Here is a 26,843-nt window from a genome sequence, read left to right as displayed (position 1 = left end):
GCGGAAGATGACATTGATCAATTCTTATGCAAATCACCAAAAGGGTAGCTTATGGCTGATCATCACGTCGTCGTCGTTGGAGGGGGCTTCGGAGGGCTGCAACTCGTAAACGACCTCAAAGGTGCCGGTATCCGCATCACGCTCGTCGATCGGCGTAACCACCATCTCTTCCAGCCGCTGCTCTATCAGGTCGCCACAACGATTCTGTCGACATCCGAGATCGCGTGGCCGATCCGGCATCTCTACAGCGACCGCCCCGAAGTAACGACGCTGCTCGGCGATGTCTCGGGCGTCGATACCGGTGCTAAGTCGGTGTTGCTGCGCGATGGAAACGTATTGCGCTACGACACGCTGGTTCTGGCCACGGGCGCGACCCATGCATATTTCGGTCGCGACGACTGGGAGCCGGTGGCTCCGGGCCTGAAGACGCTCGAGGATGCGACGACCATCCGCCGCCGCGTGCTTCTGGCGTTCGAGAGGGCCGAGACGGCAAGCGACCCGGCCGAGCGCGATGCGTTGCTGACTTTCATCGTCATCGGCGCCGGCCCGACCGGCGTGGAGCTTGCGGGCATCATCGCCGAACTGGCGCACAAGACGTTGCCGAAGGAGTTCCGCAATATCGATACGCGCAAGGCCAGGGTGATCCTTGTGGAAGCCGGGCCGCGCGTCCTGCCGACCTTCGTGCCCGAGTTGTCCGACTATGCGTTGAAGGCGCTCAACGATCTCGGCGTCGAGGTGCGGCTTGGAAAGCCGGTTACCGAGTGCACGGCCGAAGGCGTTCAGATCGGCGAGGAGTTCATCGGGAGCCGGACGATCAGCTGGGCCGCCGGCGTTCAGGCGTCGCCGGCGGCGAAATGGCTGGGCATCCCGGCCGACCGCGCGGGCCGCGCGGTCGTCGAGAAGGATCTGACGGCGCCTGGCCTGCCCGATGTGTTCGTCATCGGCGACACCGCCTCGGTGATGCAGGAGAGCGGCGCGCCGGTGCCGGGCGTGGCGCCCGCCGCCAAGCAGCAGGGCGCCTTCGTCGCCAAGGTCATTCACGCCCGAATGAAGGGCGGCACGCCGCCCGTCTTCAAGTACAGGCACCAGGGAAGCCTGGCGACGATCGGCCGGAGTGCGGCCATCGCCGATTTCGGCAGGATCAAGCTCAAGGGTGGCCTTGCGTGGTGGATCTGGGGGATAGCCCACATCTACTTTCTTATCGGCACGCGGTCGCGCTTCGCTGTTGCCTGGAGCTGGTTGTGGATCTACCTCAGCGGCCAGCACAGCGCCCGTCTGATAACGCAGCGCGAGACCATCGCCGACGAAAAATAACGTCTCGTCAGGCTTTCGTTGCGCCTCATGTTTCCGGCAACGAAAAAGCCCCCGCCGGATGAACCGGCGGGGGCTTCGGTTTTCGACCGATGGAGCGGCGTCGTCGGTTCGATCAGGCCGCCAGCGAGGCGATGTCGATGACGAAGCGGTAGCGAACGTCGCTCTTCAGAACGCGCTCGTAGGCTTCGTTGACTTGCTGGATGTTGATCTTCTCGATTTCCGAGACGATGTTGTGCTTGCCGCAGAAATCCAGCATTTCCTGGGTTTCCTTGATCGAGCCGATCATCGAGCCGGACAGGCTCTTGCGGCCCGGGATCAGCGAGAAGGCGTGAACCGGGATGGCGTGCTCCGGCGCGCCGACGATGACCATCGAGCCGTCGACCTTCAGCAGGTTGAGATAGGCATTCCAGTCGATGGCGACACCCGCGGTGCAGATGATCAGGTCGAAGGTGCCGGCGAGCTTTTCGAAGGTCGATGCGTCCGAGGTCGCGTAGTATTCCTTGGCGCCGAGCTTCAGGCCGTCTTCCTTCTTCGAGAGCGTCTGGCTGAGAACGGTGATGTCGGCACCCATGGCCGCACCGATCTTCACGCCCATATGGCCGAGGCCGCCCATGCCGACGATCGCGACCTTCTTGCCGGGACCGGCCTTCCAGTGCGCGAGCGGCGAATAGAGGGTGATGCCGGCGCAGAGCAGCGGTGCGGAAGCGTCGAGCGGCAGGTTGTCGGGGATCGACAGGACATAGCCTTCCTTGACCACGATCGAGTCGGAATAGCCGCCCTGGGTCGCCGTCTTGCCGTCGGCTTCGACGCTGTTGTAGGTCTGGACGAGGCCCGGCATGTAATGCTCGTTATCGACGTCGCGGGTGGCGCAGCCGACGCAGCTGTCGACGAAGCAGCCAACGCCGACACGGTCGCCGACCTTGAACTTGGTGACGTTGGCGCCAACGGCCGAAACGATGCCGGCGATCTCGTGGCCCGGTACGATCGGGTAGACGGCATTCTTCCATTCGTTGCGAACGGTGTGAATGTCGGAATGGCAGATGCCGGCGAACTTGATGTCGATGACGACGTCGTCGGCGTTCGGTTCCCGACGCTCGAAGGTGAACGGCGTCAGCGGCTTGGATGCATCGGTAGCGGCGTAGCCTCTTGCGATTGGCATGGGAAGTATCCTTCTTTGGCGGGGTGGAAAGGGGTGGTGCTCTTATGCGCCAAAGCCGGCACGCAGCGTTAGAGCGATCCTCTCGCGTTCTTGCACGATCCTGCAAAAGTGGGCGGAGCCTGCAAAAGTGAGGGAGGACGGTATTTGCGGTCACGCAAATCCATCCTAGATAAGCAGTCCAGACGGCAGGCAAGCCGTTCTCACCGGAAAGTGCGCCTGATGACAATGCTGTTCAACCGATACCAGGAGATCGCGTCGATCGCGGGACGCTTCGCGCTCGACGAGGGGGAGGTGCAGACGGGGATCGAGGGGCTCGGGATCAGCCGCCGCACGACGCCGAGCGCGCCCTGTCACGGCAGTTACCGGCCTTGTTTCGCCATGGTTATCCAGGGCGCGAAAAGCGTGCAGCTCGGTAGCGATACGATCAATTACGGGGCGGGCGACTATCTCCTGACGTCCGTCGATCTGCCCGTCGCGTGGCGGGTGGTCGAGGCAAGCCGCGAGGTGCCGCATCTCTGCATCACGCTTGCCATCAACAGCGAGAAGCTGCTCCACCTGCTCAGCCGCTCGACGATACAGCGCAGTGCGGCGCCGCCATCCGGTCAGCGCGGCATCGTCGTCAACGTGGCGACGCCGGAGCTTCTCGATGCGGCGGTCAGGCTCCTGCGCTTGCTCGATAGTCCAGCGGACATCGCGGCGATGGCGCCGCTGATCGAGCAGGAAATCCTCTATCGCATCCTCACCGGGCCAGCGGGCGACCAGCTGATCGATATCGCGATGGCCGACAGCCAGGGCAACCGGATCGCCCGGGCGATCGCCTGGCTGCGCGAGAATTTCGCCAGGACGCTGCGCATCGAGGAACTGGCCGAGCAGGTCAACATGAGCGTCTCGTCCTTCCATCATCACTTCAAGTCGATCACGGCGATGACGCCGGTGCAGTATCAGAAGCAGATCCGACTGCACGAAGCGCGGCGGCTGATGCTGATCGAGCGGCTGGATGCCGGCACCGCCGGCCACCGCGTCGGATACCAGAGCCCGTCACAGTTCAGCCGCGAATATAGCCGTCTATACGGCATGTCGCCGTCGCGCGATGTCGATGCCGTGCTGAACGCTGCCGAATAAACCGGCACCGCGCTGAAAAATTATCCTGGCGACCGTTGCGACCTCTTGACGGGACGGGCCTTCTGCGCAATAAACGCTCACGAACCGTACCGTACGGTACTTATCGGGAGCGAATGCCGTGTCTGTCGAAAACTTGGAGCCCAGCGAATTCTCGCCGCGCCAGAACGCGGTTCTGGAGCAGGCGCTGCGGTTGCTCGTGGACGGCGGCGAAAAGGCGCTGACCACGTCGGGCGTCGCGCGTGCGGCCAATTGCTCCAAGGAAAGCCTCTACAAATGGTTTGGCGACCGCGACGGCCTGCTGTCGGCGATGATCGCCTATCAGGCGAGCAAGGTGCGCACGTTCGAGCGCAACGGCGAGCGGCTGACCTCGGCCAGCCTGCACGACCATCTCGTGATCTTCTCGCGCGATCTGCTCGAGGTTCTGGCGGGCGACGTGTCGCTGGCTTTGAACCGTCTGGCGATCGGCCAGTCGCCGCGCGACGGCTCGAAGCTCGGCAAGCTTTTGCTGGAGCGCGGCCGCCGACAGATCGACCGCCGCGCCATGGCGCTCATCGATTCCGGCAAGCGGGCAGGGCTGCTGCGCTTCAACGATGCCGACGAAGCCTATCACACGCTCTATGGCCTGATCGTTTCCGACCTGCATGTGCGCATGCTGCTGGGCGATACCACGGGCGTTACGGATACCGCGCGCCAGGCGGAAAAGGCGGTGACCGCCTTCCTCCGGCTCTACGGGACGGAGAAGGCGCTGGCCGACATGCCGGCCGTCGTCTGACGACAGATTTACCGAATACTGACAGTCTACAAGACAAGCAAAGGGAAGGACAATCAAATGCGCGTCTATTACGATCGTGATGCAGACCTCAACCTCATCAAGTCCAAGAACGTCGTCATCGTCGGCTACGGTTCGCAGGGTCGCGCCCACGCGCTGAACCTGAAGGACAGCGGTGCTGCCAACGTCGCCATCGCGCTGAAGGCCGGTTCGCCGACCATCAAGAAGGCCGAAGCCGACGGCTTCAAGGTCATGACCGTCGCCGACGCCGCCAAGTGGGGCGACCTCATCATGATGGCGACGCCCGACGAACTGCAGGCCGACATCTACAAGGCCGACATCGCCGGCAACATCCGCGACGGCGCTGCCATCGCATTCGCGCACGGCCTCAACGTTCACTTCGGCCTGATCGAGCCGAAGGCTTCGCTCGACGTCGTCATGATCGCACCGAAGGGCCCTGGCCACACGGTTCGCGGCGAATACCAGAAGGGCGGCGGCGTTCCCTGCCTCGTTGCCGTTCACCAGAACGCTTCGGGCAACGCTCTTGAACTTGCTCTCTCCTACGCCTGCGGCGTCGGCGGCGGCCGGTCGGGCATCATCGAAACCAACTTCCGCGAAGAGTGCGAAACCGACCTCTTCGGCGAACAGGTCGTTCTGTGCGGCGGTCTCGTCGAACTGATCCGCGCCGGTTTCGAAACGCTGACGGAAGCTGGCTACGCGCCTGAAATGGCCTATTTCGAATGCCTGCACGAAGTGAAGCTCATCGTCGACCTGATCTATGAAGGCGGTATCGCCAACATGAACTACTCGATCTCGAACACCGCTGAGTGGGGCGAATACGTTACCGGCCCGCGCATCATCACCGAAGAGACCAAGGCCGAAATGAAGCGTGTCCTCAAGGACATCCAGACCGGCAAGTTCACCTCGGACTGGATGCAGGAATACCGTGCCGGCGCTGCCCGCTTCAAGGGTATCCGCCGCGTCAACGACGAGCATCCGATCGAAGAAGTCGGCGCCAAGCTGCGCGGCATGATGCCTTGGATCGGCAAGAACAAGCTGGTCGACAAGGCCGTCAACTAAGCTCTTCTGCTATCGCAGATATGGAGGCCGGTGCGAAAGCGCCGGCCTTATGCGTTTGGTGCGATGTCAGGAGGCTAGATCGAACGCCGGCCATTCACCGCGTGATACAGCCACAGCACCACGACCGCGCCGATGACGGCGACGACGAGGCTGTAGATGTTGAAGCCGGTGACGCCGGAGGCGCCGAAGAAGCTGAAGATGACGCCGCCGACGATGGCGCCGACGATCCCCAGAACGATGTCCATCAGCATGCCTGAGCCGGTCTTGTTGACGATCTTGCTGCCGATGAAGCCGGCGATCAGCCCGAGAATAATCCACCCGATGACAGACATCTTGTTTTCCCCTCCTTGAATGGGCGGACAATCCGACCATCTTTCAGCATCAGCTAAAGTTGTCATGGCGGAATTCAAGGCTCGGCCGGGCCTCATGTTGTGTTTTTGCTGTTCGTTTCAAAACAACACCGAAGGAGAATGACATGGGATTGTTTGATGATGCCGTTCCCGGTGGGAACATCTCGAAGCCGATCATGATCGCGCTCGGCGCGCTTCTCGTCGGCAAGCTGCTTGGCGCCGGTGGCAAGAGCGAGCCGGAACAACCACAGCAGCCGAACCAGCAAGCGAATGCCGGCGCCGACGATGGCGGGCTGCTCGGCAATCTCGGTGGCCTTGCCGGCGGGCTTGGCGGGCTCGGCGGGTTGGGCGGATTGCTCGGCAAGCTCGCGGAAGCCGGGCAGGGGTCGGTGGCCGATTCCTGGGTGAAGCCCGGGCAGAACCAGCCGATCGCGCCCGGCAATCTGGAAAGCGCGCTCGGCTCGCAGACGATCAGCGATCTGGCGCGCCAGGCCGGGATCAGCGAACAGGAGCTGCTCAATCAGCTTTCCAAGGTTCTGCCTGGTGTCGTCGACAAGCTGACGCCGCAGGGGCAGATCCCGAGCCAGGCGCAGATCGCAGCACTTCTGCGGTCCTGACGACCTGCAATGGAAAAGGCCGGCCAAGGTGGAAACCTTGCCGGCCTTTCGTCGTGATCGGATCTATCCGGTGGTTTACGCCATGATGCGGCGGGTCCAGCCGCGCTGGTCGTTGGTGACGCCCTTCTGCAGGCCGACCAGTTCGTTGCGCAGTTCCGTCGTCAGCTTGCCTGTCTCACCGCTGCCGACCTTGAATTCGCCGCCGGCGTGGCGCACGAGGCCGATGCCGGCGAGGACGGCTGCGGTGCCGCAGGCGAAGGCTTCGACCAGCTTGCCGCTTGCCGCGTCAGCCTGCCACTCCGCGAAGGAGTAGGGGCGCTGCTCGACCTTGAGGCCTTTTTCCTGCGCGAGAACGATGACCGAGGCACGGGTGATGCCCGGCAGGATCGTGCCGCCGAGCGGCGGGGTGACGACGGTGCCGTCATTCATCACGAAGAAGACGTTCATGCCGCCGAGCTCCTCGACCCAGCGGTGTTCGGCCGCATCGAGGAACACGACCTGATCGCATTCCTTCTTGGCGGCCTGAGCCTGCGCCACGAGGCTGGCGGCATAGTTGCCGCCGCATTTGGCGGCTCCCGTGCCGCCGGCGGCGGCGCGCGTGTATTCGGTCTCGACCCAGAGCGATACGGCCTTGGCGCCGCCCTTGAAATAGGCGCCGACGGGCGAGGCGATGACGCAGAAGATATATTCCTGCGCCGGACGAACGCCGAGGAAGGCCTCGTTGGCGAACATGAAGGGACGCAGATAGAGGCTGCCATCACCCGACGGTATCCAGTTCCGGTCGATACGGACGAGCTCCTCGACCGCCTTGAGGAAGAGTTCCTCGGGAACCGGCGGCATGGCCATGCGCTCGGCCGACTGGTTAAAGCGGCTGGCGTTCTGTTCCGGGCGGAAGAGCAGGATGCGGCCGTCATCGGCCTTGTAGGCCTTCATGCCTTCGAAGATTTCCTGGGCGTAGTGCAGGACGGCGCTTGCCGGATCGAGTTCCAGCGGGCGGCGCGGCGTGACCTTGGCATCGTGCCAGCCCTTGTCCGATGTCCATTTCGCCAGCACCATGTGATCGGTGAAGACCTTGCCGAAGCCGGGCGTTTCCAGTGCCTTGATGCGGTCGGCGTCGGAGACCGGCGAGGTATGGAATTCGATCTTGATTTCGGGAGTGTTCGACGACGCGGTCATTGTCCGGGCACCTTCATAAGCCTGTTGGATTTCGGTCGCGACACTACTGCCGCAACCTATGCTTTGCAAAGGCCGATTTCACTGGCTTTCGCATTAAAAGACCTGAAAATTGTCACGGTAGCAAACAAATAGGTCAGTAATGTTGACTTATCATTTATTGCGTGGTCTTGTCCAGTAAAGACAAAAAATTACGAGGAAGCTCCCCGATGCTGAACTGGGACAACATCTTTGCAACGCGCTCGTCGCGCATGCGCGCCTCTGAGATCCGCGAACTCCTGAAGCTTCTCGATCAGCCCGACATCATTTCCTTCGCGGGCGGAATTCCTGATCCGGCGCTGTTTCCCGACAGGGAGTTCAAGCAGGCCTATTCGAATATTTTCGACAGCACGGCGGTCAACTCGGCCCTGCAGTATTCGGTGAGCGAAGGCTACAAGCCGTTGCGCGAATGGCTGGTGGGCGAGATGGGCAAGCTCGGCATTGCCTGCGGCCTCGACAACGTCTTCATCGTCTCCGGCTCGCAGCAGGGTCTCGATTATCTCGGCAAGCTGTTCCTGTCGCCCAACGACACGGCGCTGGTGACTTTGCCGACCTATCTCGGCGCGTTGCAGGCGTTCAACGCCTATGAGCCGGCCTACGACCAGCTGACGCCCAACGGCAACCGCACGCCCGCCTCCTATCAGGCGCAGGCCAAGGAAGCCGGCGGCAAGGTGAAGTTCGCCTATCTCTCCGCCGACTTCTCGAACCCGACCGGCGAGAGCGTCGATCTCGAGGCGCGTGAAAAACTGATCAAGCTCGCCGACGAGATGGACATCGCCATCATCGAGGACGCGGCCTATCAGTCGCTGCGCTATGACGGCGAGGCGATCGCGCCGATCCTGTCGCTCGAGATCGCCGAGAAGGGCGATATCGACAAGACAAGGACGATCTATTGCGGATCGTTCTCGAAGACGCTGGCGCCCGGCCTGCGTGTCGGCTTCATCGTCGCCAACGCGCCTGTCATCCGCAAGCTGGTGCTGATGAAGCAGGCGGCCGACCTGCATTCCTCGACGATCAATCAGATCGCCATCGCCGAGGTCGCCCGCAAGGGCTTCGACGCCCAGGTCGCCAAGATCAAGGCCGCCTACAGCAAGCGTCGCGACGTGATGCTGGCTGCGCTCGCAAAGCACATGCCCGAGGGTGTCAGCTGGACGAAGCCCGAGGGCGGGATGTTCGTCTGGGTGACGCTGCCAAAGGGGATGGACGGGGCGAAGCTGCTGGCGAAATCGATAGAGACCGTCAAGGTCGCCTTCGTGCCGGGCCGCGCCTTCTTCGCCGATGGCTCGGGCGAGAACACTTTGCGCATGAGCTTTTCGTCGAGCAACGAGGAGAAGATCGAGGAAGGCATCGCGCGGCTTGGAAAGCTGATCGCGGGCGAGATCGGCGGCGCGTAGCGCCGCCGACCGTTTCCGTCTTATTGATTGAGGTGCGGGCCGAGCAGGGATAGATCGGCCTCGCCAAGCCTGTCGCTGGCGGTGTTGCGCTGGTGCCAGTAGGGATAGAGCAGCTGTGGAAGGCTGACATCGTCGAGCCGCTTGCGCTCTTCGGCCGAGAGTTTCAGCTCGGCCGCCGCCAGATTGTCCTTGAACTGCGCTTCGGTGCGCCCGCCGATGATGACCGACGTCACCGCCTGGCGACCAAGCAGCCAGGCGAGCGCCACCTGGGCCGCCGAGACGTTGCGGCTTTCGGCGACCGATACCAGCGTTTCCACGATATTCCACAGGCGGTCCTCGTCGCGGATCGGCGGCTCGGTCCAGCCGGCGAACTGGCGGGTGCCTTCGGGGGCGGCCTGGTTGCGGCGGTGCTTGCCCGACAGAAGACCGCCGGCGAGCGGGCTCCAGACGAGCACGCCCAGCCCCTGATCGAGGCTGATCGGCAGCAGCTCGAATTCGGCGTCGCGGGCTTCCAGCGTGTAGTGGATCTGCTGGCTGACGAAGCGTTCGCGGTGTTCGCGCTCGCTGATGCCAAGCGCCTTCATGATGTGCCAGCCGGAGAAATTGGAGCAGCCGACGTAGCGGACCTTGCCGTGCTTCACGAGCGTATCCAGCGCTTCCAGGGTTTCCTCGAGCGGCGTCTGGCCGTCCCATTCGTGCACCTGGTAGAGATCGATGACATCGGTCTTCATGCGCTTGAGGCTGGCTTCGCAGGCGCTGATGAGGTGGTAGCGCGAATTGCCGGCGTCGTTGGGGCCTTCGCCCATCGGGAAGCGTGCCTTGGTGGCGATCAGCGTGCCGTTCTTTCTGACGCCGCCGAGGATCTCGCCGATGATCTCTTCCGAGGCGCCGGCCGAATAGACGTCGGCCGTGTCGATCAGGTTGACGCCGGCGTCGATGCACATGTCGACGAGGCGGCGGGCTTCCGAGACGCCGAGATCGCCCACGGTCTTGGCCCAGCCCTTGCCGCCGAAGGTCATGGTGCCCATGGTGAGTCTGGAAACCCTGAGGCCCGAACGGCCCAATTGACGATATTCCATAAGACTTCCTCCTGTCCCGAAATCGAAAATGAAAACGCGGGCTAGAAGATAGGGGTGAGGTGATCGGGTCAAGGGCGGCGCATTGATGATCGGCGCACGTCAACTGTCACAATCGTGTTAATCCAGATGTCTAATGAACGGGCCTTCCATCACCGAGGGCATTATCCAATGAAGACCATCGTTTCCGCCGCGGCGCTTCTCGCCGCAAGCCTGTTTGCCGTTCCCGCATCCGCCGCCAACCTGGTGCTCTACACCAGCCAGCCGAACGAGGATGCGCAGGCAACCGTTGATGGCTTCATGGCCGCCAACCCCGACATCAAGGTCGACTGGGTGCGCGACGGCACGCCGAAGATCATGGCCAAGCTGCAGGCCGAGATCGAGGCCGGCAATCCGGTTGCCGACGTTCTCCTGATCGCCGACACGGTGACGCTCGAGCGCCTCAAGGAAGCCGGCAAGCTGATGGCCTACAAGTCGCCCGAGGCCACCAACTACGACGCCTCGCTTTATGACGCCGACGGCTACTACTATTCGACCAAGCTGATCACGACAGGCATCATCTACAACACGTCCGCCTCGCTGAAGCCGACGAGCTGGAAGGACCTGACGAAGCCGGAAGCCAAGGGCCTCGTCACCATGCCGAGCCCGCTGACCTCGGGTGCGGCCCTCATCCACGCGCAGACGCTTGCCGGCGTCGATGGCCTCGGCTGGGACTTCTACAAGGGTCTGGCCGCAAACGGCGCAACCGCTGCCGGCGGTAACGGCGGCATCCTCAAGGCCGTCGCCTCGGGCGAGAAGGCCTATGGCATGATCGTCGACTACATGCCGATCCGCGAAAAGGCGAAGGGTGCTCCCGTCGAGTTCGTCTTCCCGACGGAAGGCGTATCCGCCGTGACCGAGCCGGTCGGTATCCTCGCCAGCGCCAAGAACGCAGACGCCGCCAAGAAGTTCGTCGATTACGTGCTCTCCGAAAAGGGCCAGGAAGGCTTCGTCAAGCTCGGCTACATCCCTGCTCGTAACGGCATGAAGCTTCCGGAAGGCTTCCCGGCACGCGACAGCATCAAGGTGCTGCCGATCAACGCCGCCTCCGCGCTCAAGAACACCGATGCCGACCTGAAGACCTTCTCGGGCATCTACGGCTCGAACTGATAGCCGACAGCGTCCATGTACGGATATGTGCGTCCCGGAAACAGCCAGCCCGCCTGGCTGTTTCCTTTTATCGTCCTGATCGTTCTCATCCTCAGCGTGCTGCCGCTTGCGCGGCTGGCGATGACGGGTGTCGCGGCGTTCGCCAATGGCGGCGCGATCGCTGTTCTCTCCGATCCGGCGCTCTGGTCGGCGACCTATTACACGCTGGTCACCGCCGTCCTCGGCACGATCATCTCGCTCATCATCGGCTGCGCCTTCGCCTTTCTGCTGACGCTGACCGATATCAGGGCGAAGGGGGTGATCAGCTTCCTCTTCGTGCTGCCGATGATGATCCCGCCGCAGGTGACGGCACTTGCCTGGGTGCAGATGTCGGGGCCGTCGAGCCCGCTTCTGAAGGCGCTGCATATCGCGCCGCCTTTGGGCTCGCCGCAGCCGCTCTACTCGGTCGGCGGCATCGCGCTGCTTTATGGCGTGCAGCATGCGCCGCTGGTCTATCTGGCGCTGCGCGCCAGCCTGATGTCGCTGCCGCGCGATGGCGTCGAGGCGGCGCGCCTCTCGGGCGCATCGAGCTTCCGGGTGTTTCGCGATATCATCCTGCCGCTGTCGCTACCTGGGATCATCGCGGGCGCGGCGATCTCCTTCGTCTCCAGCACCGGCAATTTCGGCATTCCCGCCATTCTCGGCATTCCGGCCTCGATCTACACGCTGCCGACGCTGATCTTCACCAAGTTCTCGGCCTTCACCAGCCGCACCTTCGGCGACGTCGCGCTGCTCTCGGCGATCATCGCGATCATCTCGGTGGCCGGGCTCGCCATCCAGGACCGGGCGCTGCGCGGGCGCGATTACCGCGTGCTCGGTCTCTCGGGCGCGACGGCCACCTTCGAGCTCGGATATTGGAAGCTCCTGTTCGCGCCGGTGCTCTGGATCCTGATCTTCTTCATGCTGGCGGCACCCTTCTTCGCGCTGGTCGCCGGTGCCCTGGTGCCGGCCTATGGCGTGCCCTTGACCTTCAAGACGATGACGTTCCAGGCCTTCTCCGAGATCCTCTTCACGCAGGCGGTGACGCGGACGGCCTTCGTCAATTCGCTGTCGCTGGCGGCGGGCACCGCCTTGTGTCTCCTCATGGTGACCGTGCTTGCCGCCTATGCGCTGACGCGGCGCAAGGACCTGCTGGGGCGTATCGTCGCCAGCGTCATCGAGATCCCGTATTCGCTGCCGGGGATCGTCGTCGCGGTGTCGTTCATCCTCGTCTTCGCGGCACCCATTCCGCTGATCAACGTGACGATCTACGGGACCGTGTGGATCATCCTGATCGCCTATCTCTCGAGCTTCTTCGCCGTCAGCCTCAAGCCTGTCGTCAGCGCCTTCCACCAGCTCGATCCGGCACTGGAAGAGGCGGCGCGGCTGTCGGGGGCGGGGTTCTTCCGGCGGCTGAAGGATATCATCGTGCCGCTGATCGCGCCGGCGGCCGGGGCCTCGGTCATCCTCGTCTTCCTGATCGCCTGCAACGAGCTGACCATCTCGGCGCTGCTCTGGTCGGCGGGGACGCAGACGCTTGGCGTCGCCATCTACAATCTCGATGACAGCGGCAGCTCCGATCTCGCCTCGGCGCTGTCGGTGCTCGTCGTTCTCATGGTCGTTTTCATGATGCTGCTTCTGGAACTGATGGCAAAGCGGCTGCCGAAGGGAGTGGTGCCGTGGCGAAATTGATCCTCAATCGTGTCGCCAAGGATTTCGGCACCGGACGCGCCGCCGTCTCGAACCTTTCGATCGACGTGCGCGAGGGTGGCTTCCTGGCGCTGCTCGGGCCATCCGGCTGTGGGAAGACAACGGTGCTTCGCATGATCGCCGGCTTCGAGACGCCGACGGACGGGTCGCTGCACCTCGGCGAACGGCTGCTCGCCGACGCCTCGCAATCGCTGCCGCCGGAAAGGCGCAACATGGCGATGGTGTTCCAGTCCTACGCGCTGTGGCCGCACATGAGCGTCGCCGACAATGTCGGCTATCCCTTAAAGGTGCGCGGGGTCTCGGGCGAGGCCTATCGCAGAAAGGTGGGCGAGGCGCTCGCGACCGTCAGGCTCGAGGCCTATGCGGAGCGGCGGCCCGCCGATCTCTCGGGCGGACAGCGGCAGCGCGTGGCTTTGGCGCGCTGCCTCGTGACATCGCCCGACGTGGTGCTGCTCGACGAACCGCTTGCCAACCTCGACCGTCACCTGAAGCAGGAGATGGAGGAGACGTTTCGCGAGTTCCACCAGCGCTCCGGCGCGACGATGGTCTATGTCACGCATGACCAGAGCGAGGCGATGGCGCTGGCGACCGACGTCGCGGTGATGTCGGAAGGGCAGCTACTGCAGGTGGCGCCGCCGGATGAGATCTATGCGCGGCCGGAGGGGCGCGTCGTCGGCGGGCTGATCGGTCGGGGGGCGATCGTTTCGCTGAGGTCTCCTGATGGTGACGTCAGGCAACTCGATTGGGCGGCGGTCGAGCCGTTGTTCTCGGGTGAGGGCGGTTCGGCGTCGCGAGCGGATGTTCTGGTGCGACAGGAGGATGTCGTTCTCGGCGGCGAAGGAATCGCGGCGACGGTCGAATCCGTGCTCTACGAAGGCGAGCGCTACGCGGCCCGGCTCAGGCTGGCGGATGGGCAGATCCTGAGGGCCTTCAGCCGGTCGAAGCTTGCCGTCGGCGATGACGTCCGGGCGATGATCCGGGGTGCATGGCGGCTATGATCGGCGAAGCGGGCTTTCCGAAGCGGCATTTGCTCTCTAGTGTTGGTGCAAAGCCAACCGGAAGTGCCTGATGTCTTTACGCATTGCCACCTTCAACGTCGAAAACCTCATGACGCGGTTCGACTTCACCGGATTTCGAAACCAGCTGCGCCAGGACCGGGTGATCAAGCTCTTCGATATCAGAAGCGAGGGCGTCTACCAGCAGCTGGAGCAGGCGCGGGTGATCGCGTCCACGGATGATACCAGGCAGATGACGGCGCTGGCGATCGCCGACGCGGATGCCGATATCCTCTGCCTGCAGGAGATCGACAACATGGAGGCGCTGCAGGCCTTCGAATACGGCTATCTCTTCCGCATGGTCGGCAACGGCTACCGGCAGAAATATCTGGTCGAGGGCAATGACAGCCGCGGCATCGACGTCGCCGTCCTGATGCGCGAGGAAACGCGCGACGGACAGAAGATCGAGCTTGTCGAGATCAAGAGCCACGCGATGACCACCTATCGCGATCTTAATCTCTTCAACGACGATCTCGCCCAGAACGCCCGTATCGACGACAAGATCTTCAAGCGCGATTGCCTGGAGCTCGATCTCAGGATCGGCGGCGTGCCGATGACGCTCTACGTCGTGCATTTCAAGTCGATGGGCGGGCCGCGCGAGGGCCTGGACGGGCGGCGCTACACGATGCCGATCCGCCGCGCCGAGGCGAGCGCCGTGCGCCGGATCATCGAAGGCCGGTTCGGCGCGGGAAACACCGACGACAAGCGCTTCGTCATCTGCGGCGACATGAACGACTATCAGGAGCGCGTCGACGTGATCGGGCGGCGGCGGACGGGCTATTCGTTCAAACACGAGGACGAAAGCGAAAGCGCGCTCGACGAATTCAGCCGCGACGGATTCGCGGAGAACGTGGTGCGCCGCCGCGATCCGCTCGACCGTTGGACGCTCTATCACGCGCGCGGGCCGGAAGAGCAGTGGCTGTGCCAGCTCGGCTACATCTGGCTGTCGCCGGCACTTGCTAGGACCAATGCCGGACGGCTGCCGGAGATCATTCGCAGCGGCCAGCCCTTTCGCACGGTGTTTCCGCCGGGCCAGGAGGTCGAGCGCTATCCGCGCACCGGCTGGGATCGGCCGAAGGCGTCGGACCATTGCCCCGTCGTCATGGAACTCGATTTGACATGAGGGGATTTGAGATGGACTTTTCAGAGGATTTCGCCGGCTGGCCGGAGCCGCGCACGGTGTTTCCGATCGCGGGCGTTGATCTCCGCGTTCTGCCTGATGACCATCCGTTTTACAGCGCGAATGGCGATGCGATCGCCGAGAACTGGGTCAGCGAAACGGCGGCGAACCCGCATCTTTTCGACGGCCGGATGATTTTCCAGAAGCGGCTGGCGCTGACGAGCGAAGGCCTTGCGGGCGAGGGGCATGTCATTCCCTTTTCCACCTTCATGTACTGGCGTCGGCAGCCGGAGCGGCAGGGCGGCATCCATCTCTTCGCCTATCCCGTCATCGAAAGCAGCGACGGCGCGCTGGTGGCGATCCGCATGGGCGCGCATACGGCCAATCCCGGACAGGTCTATTTCGCGGCCGGATCGCTGGAGCCGGATGATATTTTCGACGGGCGCTGCGACCTGGAATACAACATGCGGCGCGAGGTGCTGGAGGAAACGGGTTTCGATCTGCGTGATGCGCAGGCCGGCGAAGGATATTTCGCGACCTATCACCGACGCACAGTCACCGTGCTCAAGATGTACCGATTCGACCTGACGGCCGACGAGATCGTCGAGAGGATCCACGCGCACATGCTGGTTGCCGAGGACAAGGAAATCGCGGGCGCCGTCGCCATCCGTTCGGCTGATCCCGAGGCCTATTCCTATAACTTCGCGATGCTGCCCGTCATCGACTGGTACTTCCATAAGTCTTCGCTCACCTAACGCCTTGCGCTCGCTCAAGCGGTCGGGCAGGTTGGCGCAACGAGGATCGATACAAGGAGGTCGATGTGGCGCGCAGCTACAGCGTCTATGACGTGTTCACCAATCGCAAGCTGACGGGCAACCCGCTGGCGGTCATCTTCGATGGCGACGATCTGAGCGACGAGGCGATGCAATCGATCGCCAAGGAATTGAACCTTTCAGAGACGGTCTTCGTGCAGGCATCCGGCAATCCCGCCCATGTCGCCAAGATCCGCATCTTCACGCCGGGCCGGGAGCTGCCCTTCGCCGGGCATCCGACGGTTGGAACCGCGATCGCGCTCGCGGAGCGCATCCATGGCGGTTCGACCATCGATCTGGTCTCGGTGCTGGAGGAAAACATCGGGCCGGTGCGCTGCGCGGTGCGGCTGAATGAGGGGGAGGCGAGCTTCGCGGAATTCGACCTGCCGCGCAAATCGCAGCAGATCGCCATGCCGCTCGACCGGATCGGCATCGGCAAGGCGCTGTCGCTGAAGACGAGCGAGATCGGCTTCGAGAATCACGTTCCCTCGCTGTGGTCGGCGGGTGTGCCGTTCCTTCTGGTGCCGGTGCGCGACATCGGCGTGGCCGAGCGGCTGGACTTCGATCCGCAGCTTTGGGAAGCGACCGTGCCTTTCGTCGACGGGGCGCTGGCCTCCGCCTATATCTACTGCCGTGGTGGCGTGAACCACGTCGCGAAATTCCATACGCGGATGTTCGCGAGCGGCATGGGGATCGTCGAGGACCCGGCGACGGGATCGGCGGCGGCGGCTCTATCAGGCGCGATCCATCATTTCGACCGGCTGCCGGATGGTCATCACGACGTCATGATCGAGCAGGGCGTGGAGATGGGACGCCCCTCCTTTATCCACCTGCATATGGATGTCGAAGGCGGGTCGATCTCGAACGCCCGGATCGGCGGCCAGGCGGTGCGGCTCGCGACCGGTACGCTGGACCTTTGATTTCATTGGATTTCGGCAACGCACAAAAAAATCGCGTTTGTCGAAAGAATTTTAGGAAGGGCGCTAGACAAGCTGAACGATCCTGTTTATACGCCCTCTCACACCACGCAACACAGCGCGGACGGGTGATTAGCTCAGTTGGTAGAGCAGCTGACTCTTAATCAGCGGGTCGTAGGTTCGAGCCCTACATCACCCACCATTCTCTCAGAGAAATCAAAGTATTGCAGATGCAACACTCGCTCAGGCGAGTGCCGCCGGTGAGGCGGGGTACGCATCTTTCCCGTCTATTTCCGACGGTCGTTCCAGCACGCGAATCAGTTCGGCCATGTGCGGGCCGACGATGCTGAAAAGCGGGCGCCCGGGCACCTGAAAGCGAGATTTTTTCGCGGTGCATGATTTGCCGGCTCAGCGATTCGCCGTGTCCTCGCGAATGCCAGCGACGGTCGCAGGAGCTCTTTTCGGTCTTTGCCGCTGTTGATTAGGCCGCGCTTCCGGCGCTCGCATCGGTCGGCTGGTCGGCACGTCTGCGGCTGGGCAGCGACTTGATCGACAACAGCGCGTAGATGATCAGCGGCAGGCAGATGAGGTAGGCGATGCGCATGCCGGCGTGGTCGGCGATGAAGCCGAGCAGCGGCGGCGCCAGGAAGAAGACCACGAAGGACATCTGCGCGACGGCCGCGACATTGACGTGGGACGGGCGGTCGGTGCGCTGCGCGGCGGCCGAGACGCTGAGCGGATAGACGGCGCTGCAGCCGGCGCCCATCAGTCCGAAGCCGAGCAGCGCCACGAAGGGATGCGGGGCGGCCCAGACGGCAATGACGCCAGCCGCCGCCAGCACCAGCAGCACCGTCGCCACCGCGCGTGCGCCGAAGCGATCGACCTGCGGATCGACGAGCAGGCGGGCGGCTGCCATGAAGAAGGTGAACGAGGTGAGACCAAGTCCGCCGATGAAGGGTTCGGAGGCGAAGACGTCGCGCATGTAGATCGCAGACCAGTCGATGCCGGCACCCTCGATCAGGAAGGCGGCGACACCGATGCCGCAGAGCGGCAGCAGGCTCATCGTCGGCAGCGCGATCAACGGCGCCTTCGTCTCCTCGTGGTGCGTGACGCGCGCCGGCGCGTTGCGCATGCCCGAGATCACCCATGTTCCGACAATGAGAACGAAGGTGAAGGTCAGGCCGAGATGGATATACATCGGCACGCCGGCCTGGCGAATGCCCGATGCAACGAGCGCGGTGAGGAAGAAGCCGAGGCTCCAGAAGCCGTGCGCCCGGTTCATCACACCGCGGCCGAGCTGCGCCTCGATACGGTCGATCTCGACATTGAGGTTGATTTCCAGCGAGCCGGCCAGCAATCCCTCGAGAATGAGGATGCAGAAGACCAGCGGCGCGCTTGCCATCCACGGCACCGTCGCGATCAGCGCCGATGTGCCGAGCACGGTGATGAAGGCCGTCGTGCGGGCGCCGAGACGCTCGATGATGGGGGAGGCGAAGGTCAGCGCCGTCAGCGCCCCCACGGCCGCGCCGATCAGCGTCAATCCCAGTTGCGAGCGATCGACGCCGAGCGCCTGCTGCAGGTCCGGCAGGCGGGCAAGCAGCGCGCCCATCGACACGGCGAACAGGAAGAAGCAGACATAGATTCGGTGCTGCGGCGCGAGCTGCATTGGTGTCTCCAGGTGGTATGCGCAGATCGGCGCCGGCAATATCCTAGTTTGGGATTTTGCCGATACAATCCAAAATAAACACGATGCGTGTATTTTGCGTGAAAACTATCGCTGTGGTTTGTAATTTCACGCTAGGAAGTCTAGTGCTGGCGCCGATGGGCCGGCGCGCTTACAGTCAGGCACTTACCTGCCGTTCGATCGCGATCATCGAGCGGCTCGTGTCGTTTGCCTTGCCGAAACGAAGTGGGATGTCATGAAGCTGTCTGCCTGTATCGAATGGCTTTTCGCCGATGAAGCCGAGACTTTCGCCGATCGTATCAGGCTCGCGCATCGTCACGGTGTCGAGGCCGTCGAGTTCTGGCGGTGGACCAACAAGGACATCGGCAGCCTCGAATGGGCGCTGAACGAGACCGGGATCGAGCTCGCGAGCTTCGTCGCCGAGCCGATGATCCCGCTCACGGACCGCGCCAACCAGGCGGCGTTTATCGAGGGGCTGAAACGGTCGATCGAGGTGGCGCGGCGGCTTGGCGCGAAGACGTTGATCGCGCAGGCGGGCGACGACCTTGCCGGCAAGACCCGCGAGGAGCAGCGGGCGGCGCTCACCGAAACGCTGACGCGCGCCGGCGAAACGCTCGCCGACAGCGGCGTTCGCCTCGGCGTCGAGCCGTTGAACACGCTGATCGATCATGTCGGCTATTTCCTCGGTTCGACCCGGGAAGGGCTCGATATCGCCAGGGAGACGGGGAGGACGGAGATCGGGATCATCTACGATATCTACCACTCCGCCGTCATGGGCGAGGAGACGGCGACGGTGATCGGTGGCGATATCGACAAGGTCTTCCACGTTCATGTCGCCGATCATCCCGGCCGCAACGAGCCGGGCAGCGGCTCGATCGATCTGAAAGCGCGCGCCGACTGGCTCGTGGCGCAGGGCTATCGCGGCGCTCTTGGACTGGAGTATCGGCCGACACGGCCGAGTGCGCAAACGATCGAGCAGACACGGCGGCTGCTGGGCTGATCAAGCGGGCCGGATGAAACTTTTTCCGCCAGATGTTGCCAGGCAGGCATTCCATTCCACGATCGGCCACCCCATTTAGCTGGCGTAGGAATGATTTTTTGTTTTCATGTTGAGAAGGCCGCGATCTCTCGCGGAGTGTAGGGCGATGCAATCCTTATCAAACCCGGCTCCAGAGCCTTCCGAGCTGAGCGTCGGCCAGTGGCCGAGGCACAGGACAACCAGCCTTGACTGGCTGGTCAACGAGACACGCAACGAGCGCTATATCGACAATCTGCTGGTTCAGCTCTGCGACCGGCTGCGCGACGAGGGTATTCCCGTCAGCCGCGCCACGATGCATTTCCGGACGCATCATCCGCAATGGCTGGGCGCGCGGCTTCTCTGGAGGACGGGGATGACCGAGGCGAAGATCACCACCTTCGACTACGGCACCGAAAACACGCCGCAGTTCCTGCGAAGCCCCGTCAACGAAATCTTCAGCGGCGCGACCGAGGTGCGCAAGGATATCGAGGCGCTGCGTCCCGGCGACGGGCACGCCGAATTCTATGACGACCTCAAGCGCGAAGGCGTGACCGAATATATCGCCTGGCCGATGGAGCATACGCTGGGCAAGCGCCATATCGTGACCTTCGCAAGCGATCGTCCCGGCGGGTTTCTGGAAGAGCATGTCAATTATCTCAAGGACCTGCTGCCGGCGCTGACGCTGGTGACCGAAATCCGGCTGAAGAACATCATGGCGCGCACGCTGTTGCAGACCTATGTGGGACCGCATGCCAGCGAGCAGATCCTGGCCGGGGCAACGACGCGCGGCAGCGGCGCGACCGTGGAGGCCGCCATCCTGATCTGCGACCTTCGCGATTTCACGACGATTTCCGACCATTGGCCGCGCGACGACGTGATCGAGCTGCTCAATGGCTATTTCGACGCGATGTCGGAGCCGATCGAGAAGCATGGCGGCGAGATCCTGAAATTCATGGGCGACGGCATGCTGGCGATCTTCCCGCTCAGCAACCCCGAGGCCTGCGAAAACCTGCTGCAGGCGATCAAGACCGCGGAAGCGCTGATGGTCGAGCTGAACGCCGAGAACAAGCGCAAGGGCCGCGAGGTTCTTCGCTATGGCATCGGCGTGCACGTCGGAGAGGTGATGTACGGGAATATCGGATCGCGCAGGCGGCTCGATTTTACCGTGATCGGTCCGGCGGTGAATGTCGCTTCGCGGCTGGAAAGCCTGACGAAGGAGATCAAGCGGCCGGTGCTTCTCTCCAGGGCGTTCGTGGAGATGGCGGGCCAAGAAGACGAGATGGACAGCCTGGGCGCGTTTCCGCTACGCGGGCTTGGCGAACCGGTGGACGTGTTCGCGTTTCCATTGAAATAACTGGGGGGCGTTTGGCGGCCGCGGCGCGCGTTGCTTGACCCCTCGCTCATCGTAAGTTGTTCTTATCCGCGGGAAATTCGCGGTTGTAGCGGATTTGCTGTTTCTAGCGCGTGTCGCGGGCGCTAGACCATCTCGCAAGACAACCACCATCCGCGAGATAATTCATGCCCGGTCCCCATGTCGTTCCCGTTCACGGTGATGAAACGCTTCCCGATGCCTGCGATGTGGTGGTGATCGGGGGCGGGATCGTCGGTTGCTCGACGGCGCTGGAGCTTGCCGAGCGCGGGCTGAAGGTCGTCTTGTGCGAGAAGGGCGGGATCGGGCAGGAGCAGTCCAGCCGCAACTGGGGCTGGGTGCGCATCTCGATGCGCGATCCGCGCGAGGTGCCGCTCATGGCCGAAGCGCTGCGTCTGTGGGATACGCTCGACGCCCGCACTGGCCGCGATACTGGCTTCAAGCGCGCCGGCATCATCTTTACCTGCGCCAACGAGAAGGAGCTGTCGGCTCACGACCGCTGGCGGGCCAACCTCCGCGATTACCAGATCGACACCAGGATGCTGAGCGCCCGCGAGTTCGGCGATCTCCTTCCCGGCTCGAGGTTACCCATGGCCGGCGCGCTCTACACACCGGCCGACGGCCGCGCCGAGCCGCAGAAGGCGGCCCCCGCGATTGCCGAAGCCGCGCGCGACAAGGGCGCAACGATCCTCACCGCATGCGCGGTGCGTGGTATCGAACTGGCTGCCGGCGCCGTACGCGGCGTGGTGACGGAACGCGGGTCGATCGCCTGCCAGGCCGTGGTGCTGGCCGGCGGGGCCTGGTCCAGCCTGTTTTCGGGCCGCTTCGGGATCGATCTTCCGCAGTTGAAGGTGATGAACAGTGTGCTCAGGACGAAGCCGCTCGAGGGTGGGCCGGAGCAGACGATCTGGGCCAACGACTTCGCCATCCGCAAGCGCCAGGACGGCGGTTATACGGTTGCCTCGGGCTACGACAATATCGTCGATATCGTGCCGGCGTCGTTTCGCCATGCGATGGATTTTCTGCCGGCGCTCAGGTCCGAATGGAAGGCGCTCTCCTTCCGGCTCGGTCTGCGCTTCCTCGACGAAGCCCGCATCCCGCGCCAGTGGTCGCTCGATGAGGCGAGCCCCTTCGAATATAACCGGGTGCTCGATCCCGTCCCATCCAGGCGCAAGCAGGACAAGGCGCTGGCGGACCTGAAGGCCGCGTTTCCCGTCTTCGAAAAGGCCGAGATCGCGCAGCGCTGGGCGGGCTATATCGACGTGACGCCCGATGCCGTGCCTGTCATCTCCGATGTCGAGGCCATTCCCGGCTTTCACATCGCGACCGGCTTTTCCGGCCACGGCTTCGGCATCGGCCCGGCCGCCGGGCGGCTGATGGCCGATATCGTCACGGGCAGGGCGCCGATCGTCGACCCCAGGGCGTTTAGGCTGTCACGGTTCAGCGATGGGTCGAAGATCGAGTTGATCAGCGGGGTTTGATGGGGGCGCGGTTGGTCGACGGCTTTGCGCCAAGCGCGGTCGTCAACATAAAACCAGTTCGCGCATTGCCCGGTGGTTGTCCATGATAAAAACGCAATCAGGAGGAAACGTCGGGCTGACTGCCGCTTCAACGGAAAATAGCTCATGCCGCGCCTTTACGGGAAGATAATCTTCGTCGTCCTACTTGCGTCCTTCGCAGTCCCACTCTCCGGCAATGCGGCTGACCGATTGCTTGAAGGGCAGTGGCAAACATCCGAAGGAGCGCCGGAGACAATCGGGATCATCCAGTACGGTGAGACTGCTGCGATTTTCAGTAAAGCAGGATGGGCGATGGCGTCTCTACAGCCCGAGACTGGCGGCGTGCTGGCATCAGGAGAGGGTAGATGGTCGATCACCGCCAACAGCCCCCCTGCGAACGTGCGCGTCACTGTAGGATATCGTAACGACCGGCTGCATCTGCTTGTAGCGCCGAAGGATGGAGGTGGCTCCACGGAATACAAGATCATCCTAGAGCGGGTCGAGCACAAGTCCAAAAATCGGAGGGCATGACTGCTTCAAGCCCGATAGCCGACCTGGTCGGACGGCTGGTTGGCGCCAAATGCCACCGCGGCCGAGCGATCCAGTTGTTCAGGATCACTTCGGTCGAAAATCAAAAAAATGCAATGAAATCAACCATGATGGCACGCCCTAGGGGAGTCGAACCCCTCTTCCCAGAATGAAAATCTGGTGTCCTAACCGATAGACGAAGGGCGCTTCCTTCGTGGTGGCGCCCTTATAATCAGGCACTCGGATTCCCGCAAGCGGCAAGAAGTGATTTTTTGCAAAAAAATGACAAGAAATGTCAGCGTGTGGAAAAACCTCGCTATTGCCTTGAAATCAAACGTCTAAACGCGCGTCGCCCGCTGCCGTGGCGGCACCGGGCGGCGATGAGCGAAATGAAGGGGTGATATCAGAGGGCGCGGGCGAGCGTGGCGGTTGCCGGCTTGCGGCCGCAACCCCAGTTCCAGTCGCGGTTGCGGCCCGTGTCGAGGTGGATGGAGTCGGTGTGGCAATAGGTGCCGACACCGCCGCGGTCGGGAAGCGAGCGGATATAGTTGGCGATATCCCACTTCGACACGCCGTCGATCTGAAAATCGGCCGCCTCGCAGCTCATGTGCATCGATTCCTCGGCGCCACCGACCATGCGGTTGCGCTCGGGGTCGCGATAGCCCGACGTGATGGTCGCCGGCCTGCCGAAACGGCCTTCGACCGCCTTGATCACCTTCAGGAGATCCGGCTTGAAACAGCCGACCTCGACCTTGTCGTTCTGCAGCCGCAATCCGTTCGGCGCGACGCGGGTCGCTCCGGGAAGGGACGCCTTCTGCAGCAGGCCGGACAGGCTGGTGAGAAGGTTCTGCCTGGGCGCGCTGTAGAGCGCATTCATGCTCTGGCCGGGAAGGGCGCTCGTCGCCAAAGAGGCGGTTTGCATCGGGTCGATCGTGGTGCTGGTGTTTTGCGAGGACTGCTGCGGCGCGAGTGTCGGCTGCTGCGGCGCCGGGTCGACCGGCATCTGACTGGAATAGACGCTCGAGCGCGTGGCGCCGACGCCGCCCGACGGCTGCAGCGTGGTCGATGTCGGGTTGTTCTGGATCCTCTGCTTGACCGAGAAGATGCTCATCGCCTGGGCGTTGATGCCGGTCGATTGCATCGCGAGGCCGCCGATATTGGCGGGGGCCGTCTGCTCCGGCATCGCCGATGCCGGCTGGCCCGGTGCCTGCGCCATGCCGGCGGCTTGCACGCCGGAAGTATTCTCCATACCGGAGACGTTCGTCATCCCGGCGACGTTGGTCATCCTGGGGTCGCGGTAGCCGGCCTGCTGTTGCGCGGAGCCGGCCATCGGCGCGGCGCTTGCCGCCGCCTGCTGCTCTTGCGCGGGTACCGATTCGGCGGCCGCGGAGGCGAGCGCATCGACGGCGGGCTTGTTGGACACGCAGCCCGACAGCGCCCATGCGGAGGCGGCGATCAGAAGTGCCGCCCTGACAGGCGTGCGCATTTCAACAGCGAGCAAGCGAGCATTCTCCAAATATGAAGGCGAGGGGCGCGCAGAACGCACGATCCGCCTCGAGTCATCTGGAGATTGCCCGCAGCAAAGTTGCGCGGCAAGGACGATCCGGACGCAGTGGCCGGAAATCGAAAAAGCCGCAAGCCTCGCAAAAGCCTCGGCTTACCAGGCGCCGGTGTTGCCCATCGATGCCCATGGCTCGGCCGCCTGAAGGTTGCCGCCCTTCTGCAAAATCTCGATCGAGATGCCGTCGGGAGAGCGTACGAAGGCCATGTGTCCGTCGCGCGGCGGGCGGTTGATGGTGATGCCGTTGTCCATCAGCTTCTGGCAGGTCGCGTAGATGTCGTCGACCTCGTAGGCGAGGTGGCCGAAGTTGCGTCCGCCGGTGTAATCCTCGGGGTCCCAGTTGTAGGTCAGTTCCAGGCATGGCGCGCCCTTGGCGGTGGCGTCGGCCTTGTCGCCGGGAGCGGCGAGGAAGACGAGGGTAAACCGACCCTTTTCGTTGTCGATGCGGCGGGTTTCCTCGAGCCCGAAAAGCGTCGCGTAGAAATGGAGCGATGCATCCAGATCCTTCACGCGGACCATGGTGTGGAGATAACGCATTCTGTTTCCTCTCTAAATACTGGCGTGCCTCTTATGTGGCGGAACGTCAGGTTCAGGCAAGACTAGGGGGTAAGATTGGCAGTTGCGAATAAACGAAAAGTAGGGCTTGCGCTAATCCGTTACCAACATGTTAATCTTGATCTCAAGAATCAGTTAACCGTAACAGTGTGACGCGTATTGAGGGGCTGGCGAAATGGCTGACAGGATTTCATCGACGGAATTCACTGACCTCGATCAACTCGCGGGCGATGCGGTCGACCTCATCGAAATCACCGGCGTCGTGAAGTGGTTCGACGTCGCGAAAGGCTTCGGTTTCATCGTTCCGGACAACGGCATGCAGGACGTTCTGCTGCACGTGACCTGCCTGCGCCGCGACGGCTACCAGACCATTCTCGAAGGCACCCGCATCGTCGCTCTCATCCAGCGCCGGGATCGCGGATACCAGGCTTTCAAGATACTCTCCATGGACCAGTCGACGGCGGTTCATCCGTCGCAGCTGCCGCCGGTGCGCACGCATGTGCAGGTCACGGCGACGAGCGGTCTGGAGCGCGCGCTGGTCAAGTGGTTCAACCGCACCAAGGGCTTCGGCTTCCTGACGCGCGGCGAGGGGACAGAGGATATCTTCGTTCACATGGAAACGCTGCGTCGTTTCGGCCTTACCGAGCTTCGTCCCGGCCAGGTTGTGCTCGTGCGCTTCGGCGATGGCGACAAGGGGCTGATGGCGGCCGAAATCCATCCGGACGCGCCGACCCCCGTGAGCAGGGCGCACTGATGACCATGGTTTCATACCGAATCAGAAGCGCCTTTTTGGCGCTTTTTTTCATGCTGGCGCTGCCGGCGCTCGCCCAGTCCGTCGTCAAGTTCGACAAGGAGCAACTGGTCATCCAGACGGCATCAGGGCAGAAATACAACTTTACCGTCGAGATCGCCGATACCAACGAACAGCGACAGCGCGGCCTGATGTACCGCAAGGAGATGGCCGCGGATGCCGGCATGATCTTCGACTTCGGGACGTCGAGACGGGTGCAGATGTGGATGGAAAACACGGTGCTGCCACTCGACATGCTGTTCATAGATCGGGCGGGCATCGTGCGCGGCATCAAGCAGAATGCGGTGCCCTATTCCCGCGACATCATCGATTCCGTGACCGAGGTGAAGTACGTGCTGGAGCTCAACGCCGGCGCCACGGCCAAGCTCGGCATCAAGCCGGGCGACAGGGTGGTCAGCCCGAGCATCACGAAATACATGTAGCCACCGGCAGGGCGGCTGTTTCCCCGTTCCCTCATGAAAAAGGCCCGTTCGCGATTGTCGCCGGGACGAGCCAGATTCCGCAGTCATGAGCGACGTGAAAGGCGCTCATGACGGATGACAGCGCCGGCGTTCGTCGCTACGTTGATCCGGGTCCGGTGTTTCGATCCGGCACAGATGTCGCGGCGACCTACGCCTTTTTGACGAACTCCGTCTTCAGCACCAGGCCCTTGACCTGCTTGGTGTTGCATTCCACTTCGCCTGGGTTTCCGTTGAGCCGGATGTTCTTCACGAGCGTTCCGCGCTTGATGGTCTCCGATGTGCCCTTGACCTTCAGGTCCTTGATGAGCGTGACGGAATCACCGTCGCTGAGCTGCGCGCCGTTGCTGTCTCTTACGATTGGTTCGTCGGTCATTGTGATCTCGTTTTTCAAATTGCCTGGTGGATATGGAAAAGTGGATATGAAGAATATGACGTCCCTGCGGTTCACCTAACGTGATGCAGCTCACGCTTGGTTATCGCGCC

Annotated in this window: 26 protein-coding genes and 2 tRNA genes; 19 read left to right on the top strand and 9 right to left on the bottom strand. The window is 62.9% G+C overall.

The annotated features are described in order from the left end of the window. Positions 1-51: 51 nt before the first annotated feature. The gene (locus tag GGQ67_RS04725; protein ID WP_183899046.1) at positions 52-1,314 is read left to right on the top strand and encodes an NAD(P)/FAD-dependent oxidoreductase; all 1,263 of its coding nucleotides are present in this window, start codon (positions 52-54) and stop codon (positions 1,312-1,314) included. Between the two features lie 112 nt (positions 1,315-1,426). Here GGQ67_RS04725 and GGQ67_RS04720 read toward each other — a convergent pair whose 3' ends face one another. Next, entirely contained in the window at positions 1,427-2,473 is a 1,047-nt protein-coding gene (locus GGQ67_RS04720) for an NAD(P)-dependent alcohol dehydrogenase (protein WP_183899045.1), read from the bottom strand. 219 nt (positions 2,474-2,692) lie between these two features. Here GGQ67_RS04720 and GGQ67_RS04715 point away from each other — a divergent pair, with 219 nt between their 5' ends. From GGQ67_RS04715 to ilvC, 3 genes are all read left to right on the top strand, one after another. Then, positions 2,693-3,595, top strand: a complete 903-nt coding sequence (locus tag GGQ67_RS04715; RefSeq protein ID WP_183899044.1) for an AraC family transcriptional regulator — start codon at positions 2,693-2,695, stop codon at positions 3,593-3,595. A gap of 118 nt (positions 3,596-3,713) precedes the next feature. After that, on the top strand, positions 3,714-4,367 hold the full coding sequence (locus GGQ67_RS04710) for a TetR/AcrR family transcriptional regulator C-terminal domain-containing protein (protein ID WP_183899043.1): 654 nt from the start codon (positions 3,714-3,716) through the stop codon (positions 4,365-4,367). A gap of 57 nt (positions 4,368-4,424) precedes the next feature. Beyond that, the gene (gene ilvC / locus GGQ67_RS04705; protein WP_018900336.1) at positions 4,425-5,444 is read left to right on the top strand and encodes a ketol-acid reductoisomerase; all 1,020 of its coding nucleotides are present in this window, start codon (positions 4,425-4,427) and stop codon (positions 5,442-5,444) included. A gap of 74 nt (positions 5,445-5,518) precedes the next feature. On the opposite strand, the gene GGQ67_RS04700 is transcribed toward ilvC, so the two are convergent. Beyond that, positions 5,519-5,776, bottom strand: coding sequence for a GlsB/YeaQ/YmgE family stress response membrane protein (locus GGQ67_RS04700; RefSeq protein ID WP_183899042.1), 258 nt, complete (start codon positions 5,774-5,776; stop codon positions 5,519-5,521). 143 nt (positions 5,777-5,919) lie between these two features. Here GGQ67_RS04700 and GGQ67_RS04695 point away from each other — a divergent pair, with 143 nt between their 5' ends. After that, a complete protein-coding gene (locus tag GGQ67_RS04695; RefSeq protein ID WP_183899041.1) occupies positions 5,920-6,411 on the top strand; it encodes a YidB family protein in 492 nt (163 codons plus the stop codon). Positions 6,412-6,486: 75 nt separating this feature from the next. On the opposite strand, the gene GGQ67_RS04690 is transcribed toward GGQ67_RS04695, so the two are convergent. Then, complete coding sequence (locus GGQ67_RS04690; protein ID WP_183899040.1) at positions 6,487-7,587, bottom strand: branched-chain amino acid aminotransferase; 1,101 nt, start codon at positions 7,585-7,587, stop codon at positions 6,487-6,489. A gap of 206 nt (positions 7,588-7,793) precedes the next feature. On the opposite strand from GGQ67_RS04690, the gene GGQ67_RS04685 reads away from it, so the two are divergent. Next, positions 7,794-9,017 (top strand): aminotransferase-like domain-containing protein, encoded by a 1,224-nt coding sequence (locus GGQ67_RS04685; RefSeq protein ID WP_183899039.1) that lies wholly within the window; start codon positions 7,794-7,796, stop codon positions 9,015-9,017. A 20-nt stretch (positions 9,018-9,037) separates the two neighbouring features. Here the strand turns inward: GGQ67_RS04685 and GGQ67_RS04680 are convergent, their stop codons facing one another. Continuing rightward, positions 9,038-10,096 carry an aldo/keto reductase gene (locus tag GGQ67_RS04680; protein WP_183899038.1) on the bottom strand — a complete coding sequence of 353 codons (1,059 nt, stop codon included), beginning with the start codon at positions 10,094-10,096 and terminating at the stop codon, positions 9,038-9,040. Positions 10,097-10,264: 168 nt separating this feature from the next. On the opposite strand from GGQ67_RS04680, the gene GGQ67_RS04675 reads away from it, so the two are divergent. From GGQ67_RS04675 to GGQ67_RS04645, 7 genes are all read left to right on the top strand, one after another. Continuing rightward, positions 10,265-11,242, top strand: coding sequence for an ABC transporter substrate-binding protein (locus GGQ67_RS04675; RefSeq protein WP_183899037.1), 978 nt, complete (start codon positions 10,265-10,267; stop codon positions 11,240-11,242). Between the two features lie 15 nt (positions 11,243-11,257). After that, positions 11,258-12,952, top strand: coding sequence for an ABC transporter permease (locus GGQ67_RS04670; RefSeq protein WP_183899036.1), 1,695 nt, complete (start codon positions 11,258-11,260; stop codon positions 12,950-12,952). Then, positions 12,940-13,968, top strand: a complete 1,029-nt coding sequence (locus GGQ67_RS04665; protein ID WP_183899035.1) for an ATP-binding cassette domain-containing protein — start codon at positions 12,940-12,942, stop codon at positions 13,966-13,968. Before GGQ67_RS04670 ends, GGQ67_RS04665 begins: the two co-directional genes overlap by 13 nt. A 70-nt stretch (positions 13,969-14,038) precedes the next feature. Then, positions 14,039-15,148, top strand: a complete 1,110-nt coding sequence (locus GGQ67_RS04660; protein WP_183899034.1) for an endonuclease/exonuclease/phosphatase family protein — start codon at positions 14,039-14,041, stop codon at positions 15,146-15,148. An 11-nt stretch (positions 15,149-15,159) separates the two neighbouring features. After that, a complete protein-coding gene (locus tag GGQ67_RS04655) occupies positions 15,160-15,900 on the top strand; it encodes an NUDIX hydrolase (RefSeq protein ID WP_425503752.1) in 741 nt (246 codons plus the stop codon). A 65-nt stretch (positions 15,901-15,965) separates the two neighbouring features. Further along, positions 15,966-16,877, top strand: coding sequence for a PhzF family phenazine biosynthesis isomerase (locus GGQ67_RS04650; protein ID WP_183899032.1), 912 nt, complete (start codon positions 15,966-15,968; stop codon positions 16,875-16,877). 123 nt (positions 16,878-17,000) lie between these two features. Continuing rightward, positions 17,001-17,076, top strand: a tRNA-Lys gene (locus tag GGQ67_RS04645). Between the two features lie 279 nt (positions 17,077-17,355). Here GGQ67_RS04645 and GGQ67_RS04640 read toward each other — a convergent pair. Continuing rightward, positions 17,356-18,540, bottom strand: a complete 1,185-nt coding sequence (locus GGQ67_RS04640; protein ID WP_183899031.1) for an MFS transporter — start codon at positions 18,538-18,540, stop codon at positions 17,356-17,358. 253 nt (positions 18,541-18,793) lie between these two features. Between GGQ67_RS04640 and GGQ67_RS04635 the strand changes: the two genes are divergently transcribed. From GGQ67_RS04635 to GGQ67_RS04620, 4 genes are all read left to right on the top strand, one after another. Then, positions 18,794-19,558, top strand: coding sequence for a TIM barrel protein (locus tag GGQ67_RS04635; protein ID WP_183899030.1), 765 nt, complete (start codon positions 18,794-18,796; stop codon positions 19,556-19,558). 145 nt (positions 19,559-19,703) lie between these two features. Beyond that, the gene (locus GGQ67_RS04630) at positions 19,704-20,930 is read left to right on the top strand and encodes an adenylate/guanylate cyclase domain-containing protein (protein WP_183899029.1); all 1,227 of its coding nucleotides are present in this window, start codon (positions 19,704-19,706) and stop codon (positions 20,928-20,930) included. Between the two features lie 164 nt (positions 20,931-21,094). After that, the gene (locus GGQ67_RS04625; protein WP_183899028.1) at positions 21,095-22,426 is read left to right on the top strand and encodes an NAD(P)/FAD-dependent oxidoreductase; all 1,332 of its coding nucleotides are present in this window, start codon (positions 21,095-21,097) and stop codon (positions 22,424-22,426) included. A gap of 144 nt (positions 22,427-22,570) precedes the next feature. Next, positions 22,571-22,975 (top strand): hypothetical protein, encoded by a 405-nt coding sequence (locus GGQ67_RS04620; protein ID WP_183899027.1) that lies wholly within the window; start codon positions 22,571-22,573, stop codon positions 22,973-22,975. Between the two features lie 129 nt (positions 22,976-23,104). On the opposite strand, the gene GGQ67_RS04615 is transcribed toward GGQ67_RS04620, so the two are convergent. The 3 genes from GGQ67_RS04615 to GGQ67_RS04605 form a co-directional block, all read right to left on the bottom strand. After that, positions 23,105-23,179: transfer RNA gene (locus GGQ67_RS04615), tRNA-Glu, on the bottom strand. A 196-nt stretch (positions 23,180-23,375) separates the two neighbouring features. Next, complete coding sequence (locus GGQ67_RS04610; RefSeq protein WP_183899026.1) at positions 23,376-24,473, bottom strand: YcbK family protein; 1,098 nt, start codon at positions 24,471-24,473, stop codon at positions 23,376-23,378. A 156-nt stretch (positions 24,474-24,629) separates the two neighbouring features. After that, the gene (locus GGQ67_RS04605) at positions 24,630-25,070 is read right to left on the bottom strand and encodes a VOC family protein (RefSeq protein WP_183899025.1); all 441 of its coding nucleotides are present in this window, start codon (positions 25,068-25,070) and stop codon (positions 24,630-24,632) included. A 193-nt stretch (positions 25,071-25,263) separates the two neighbouring features. Between GGQ67_RS04605 and GGQ67_RS04600 the strand changes: the two genes are divergently transcribed. Both GGQ67_RS04600 and GGQ67_RS04595 read left to right on the top strand, forming a co-directional pair. Next, positions 25,264-25,842, top strand: coding sequence for a cold-shock protein (locus GGQ67_RS04600; protein ID WP_183899024.1), 579 nt, complete (start codon positions 25,264-25,266; stop codon positions 25,840-25,842). Further along, positions 25,842-26,321, top strand: coding sequence for a DUF192 domain-containing protein (locus tag GGQ67_RS04595; protein ID WP_183899023.1), 480 nt, complete (start codon positions 25,842-25,844; stop codon positions 26,319-26,321). The genes GGQ67_RS04600 and GGQ67_RS04595 overlap by 1 nt, the downstream gene beginning before the upstream one ends. A gap of 187 nt (positions 26,322-26,508) precedes the next feature. On the opposite strand, the gene GGQ67_RS04590 is transcribed toward GGQ67_RS04595, so the two are convergent. Next, positions 26,509-26,733, bottom strand: a complete 225-nt coding sequence (locus GGQ67_RS04590) for an alkylphosphonate utilization protein (RefSeq protein ID WP_183899022.1) — start codon at positions 26,731-26,733, stop codon at positions 26,509-26,511. Between the last annotated feature and the right edge of the window lie 110 nt (positions 26,734-26,843).

Origin of the sequence: Rhizobium metallidurans (assembly GCF_014196505.1) — a bacterium.
Taxonomy (GTDB): Bacteria; Pseudomonadota; Alphaproteobacteria; order Rhizobiales; family Rhizobiaceae; genus Rhizobium; species Rhizobium metallidurans.
The sequence above is the reverse complement of the archived record's forward strand: the minus strand, read 5'-3'. Positions and strand labels throughout refer to the sequence as shown.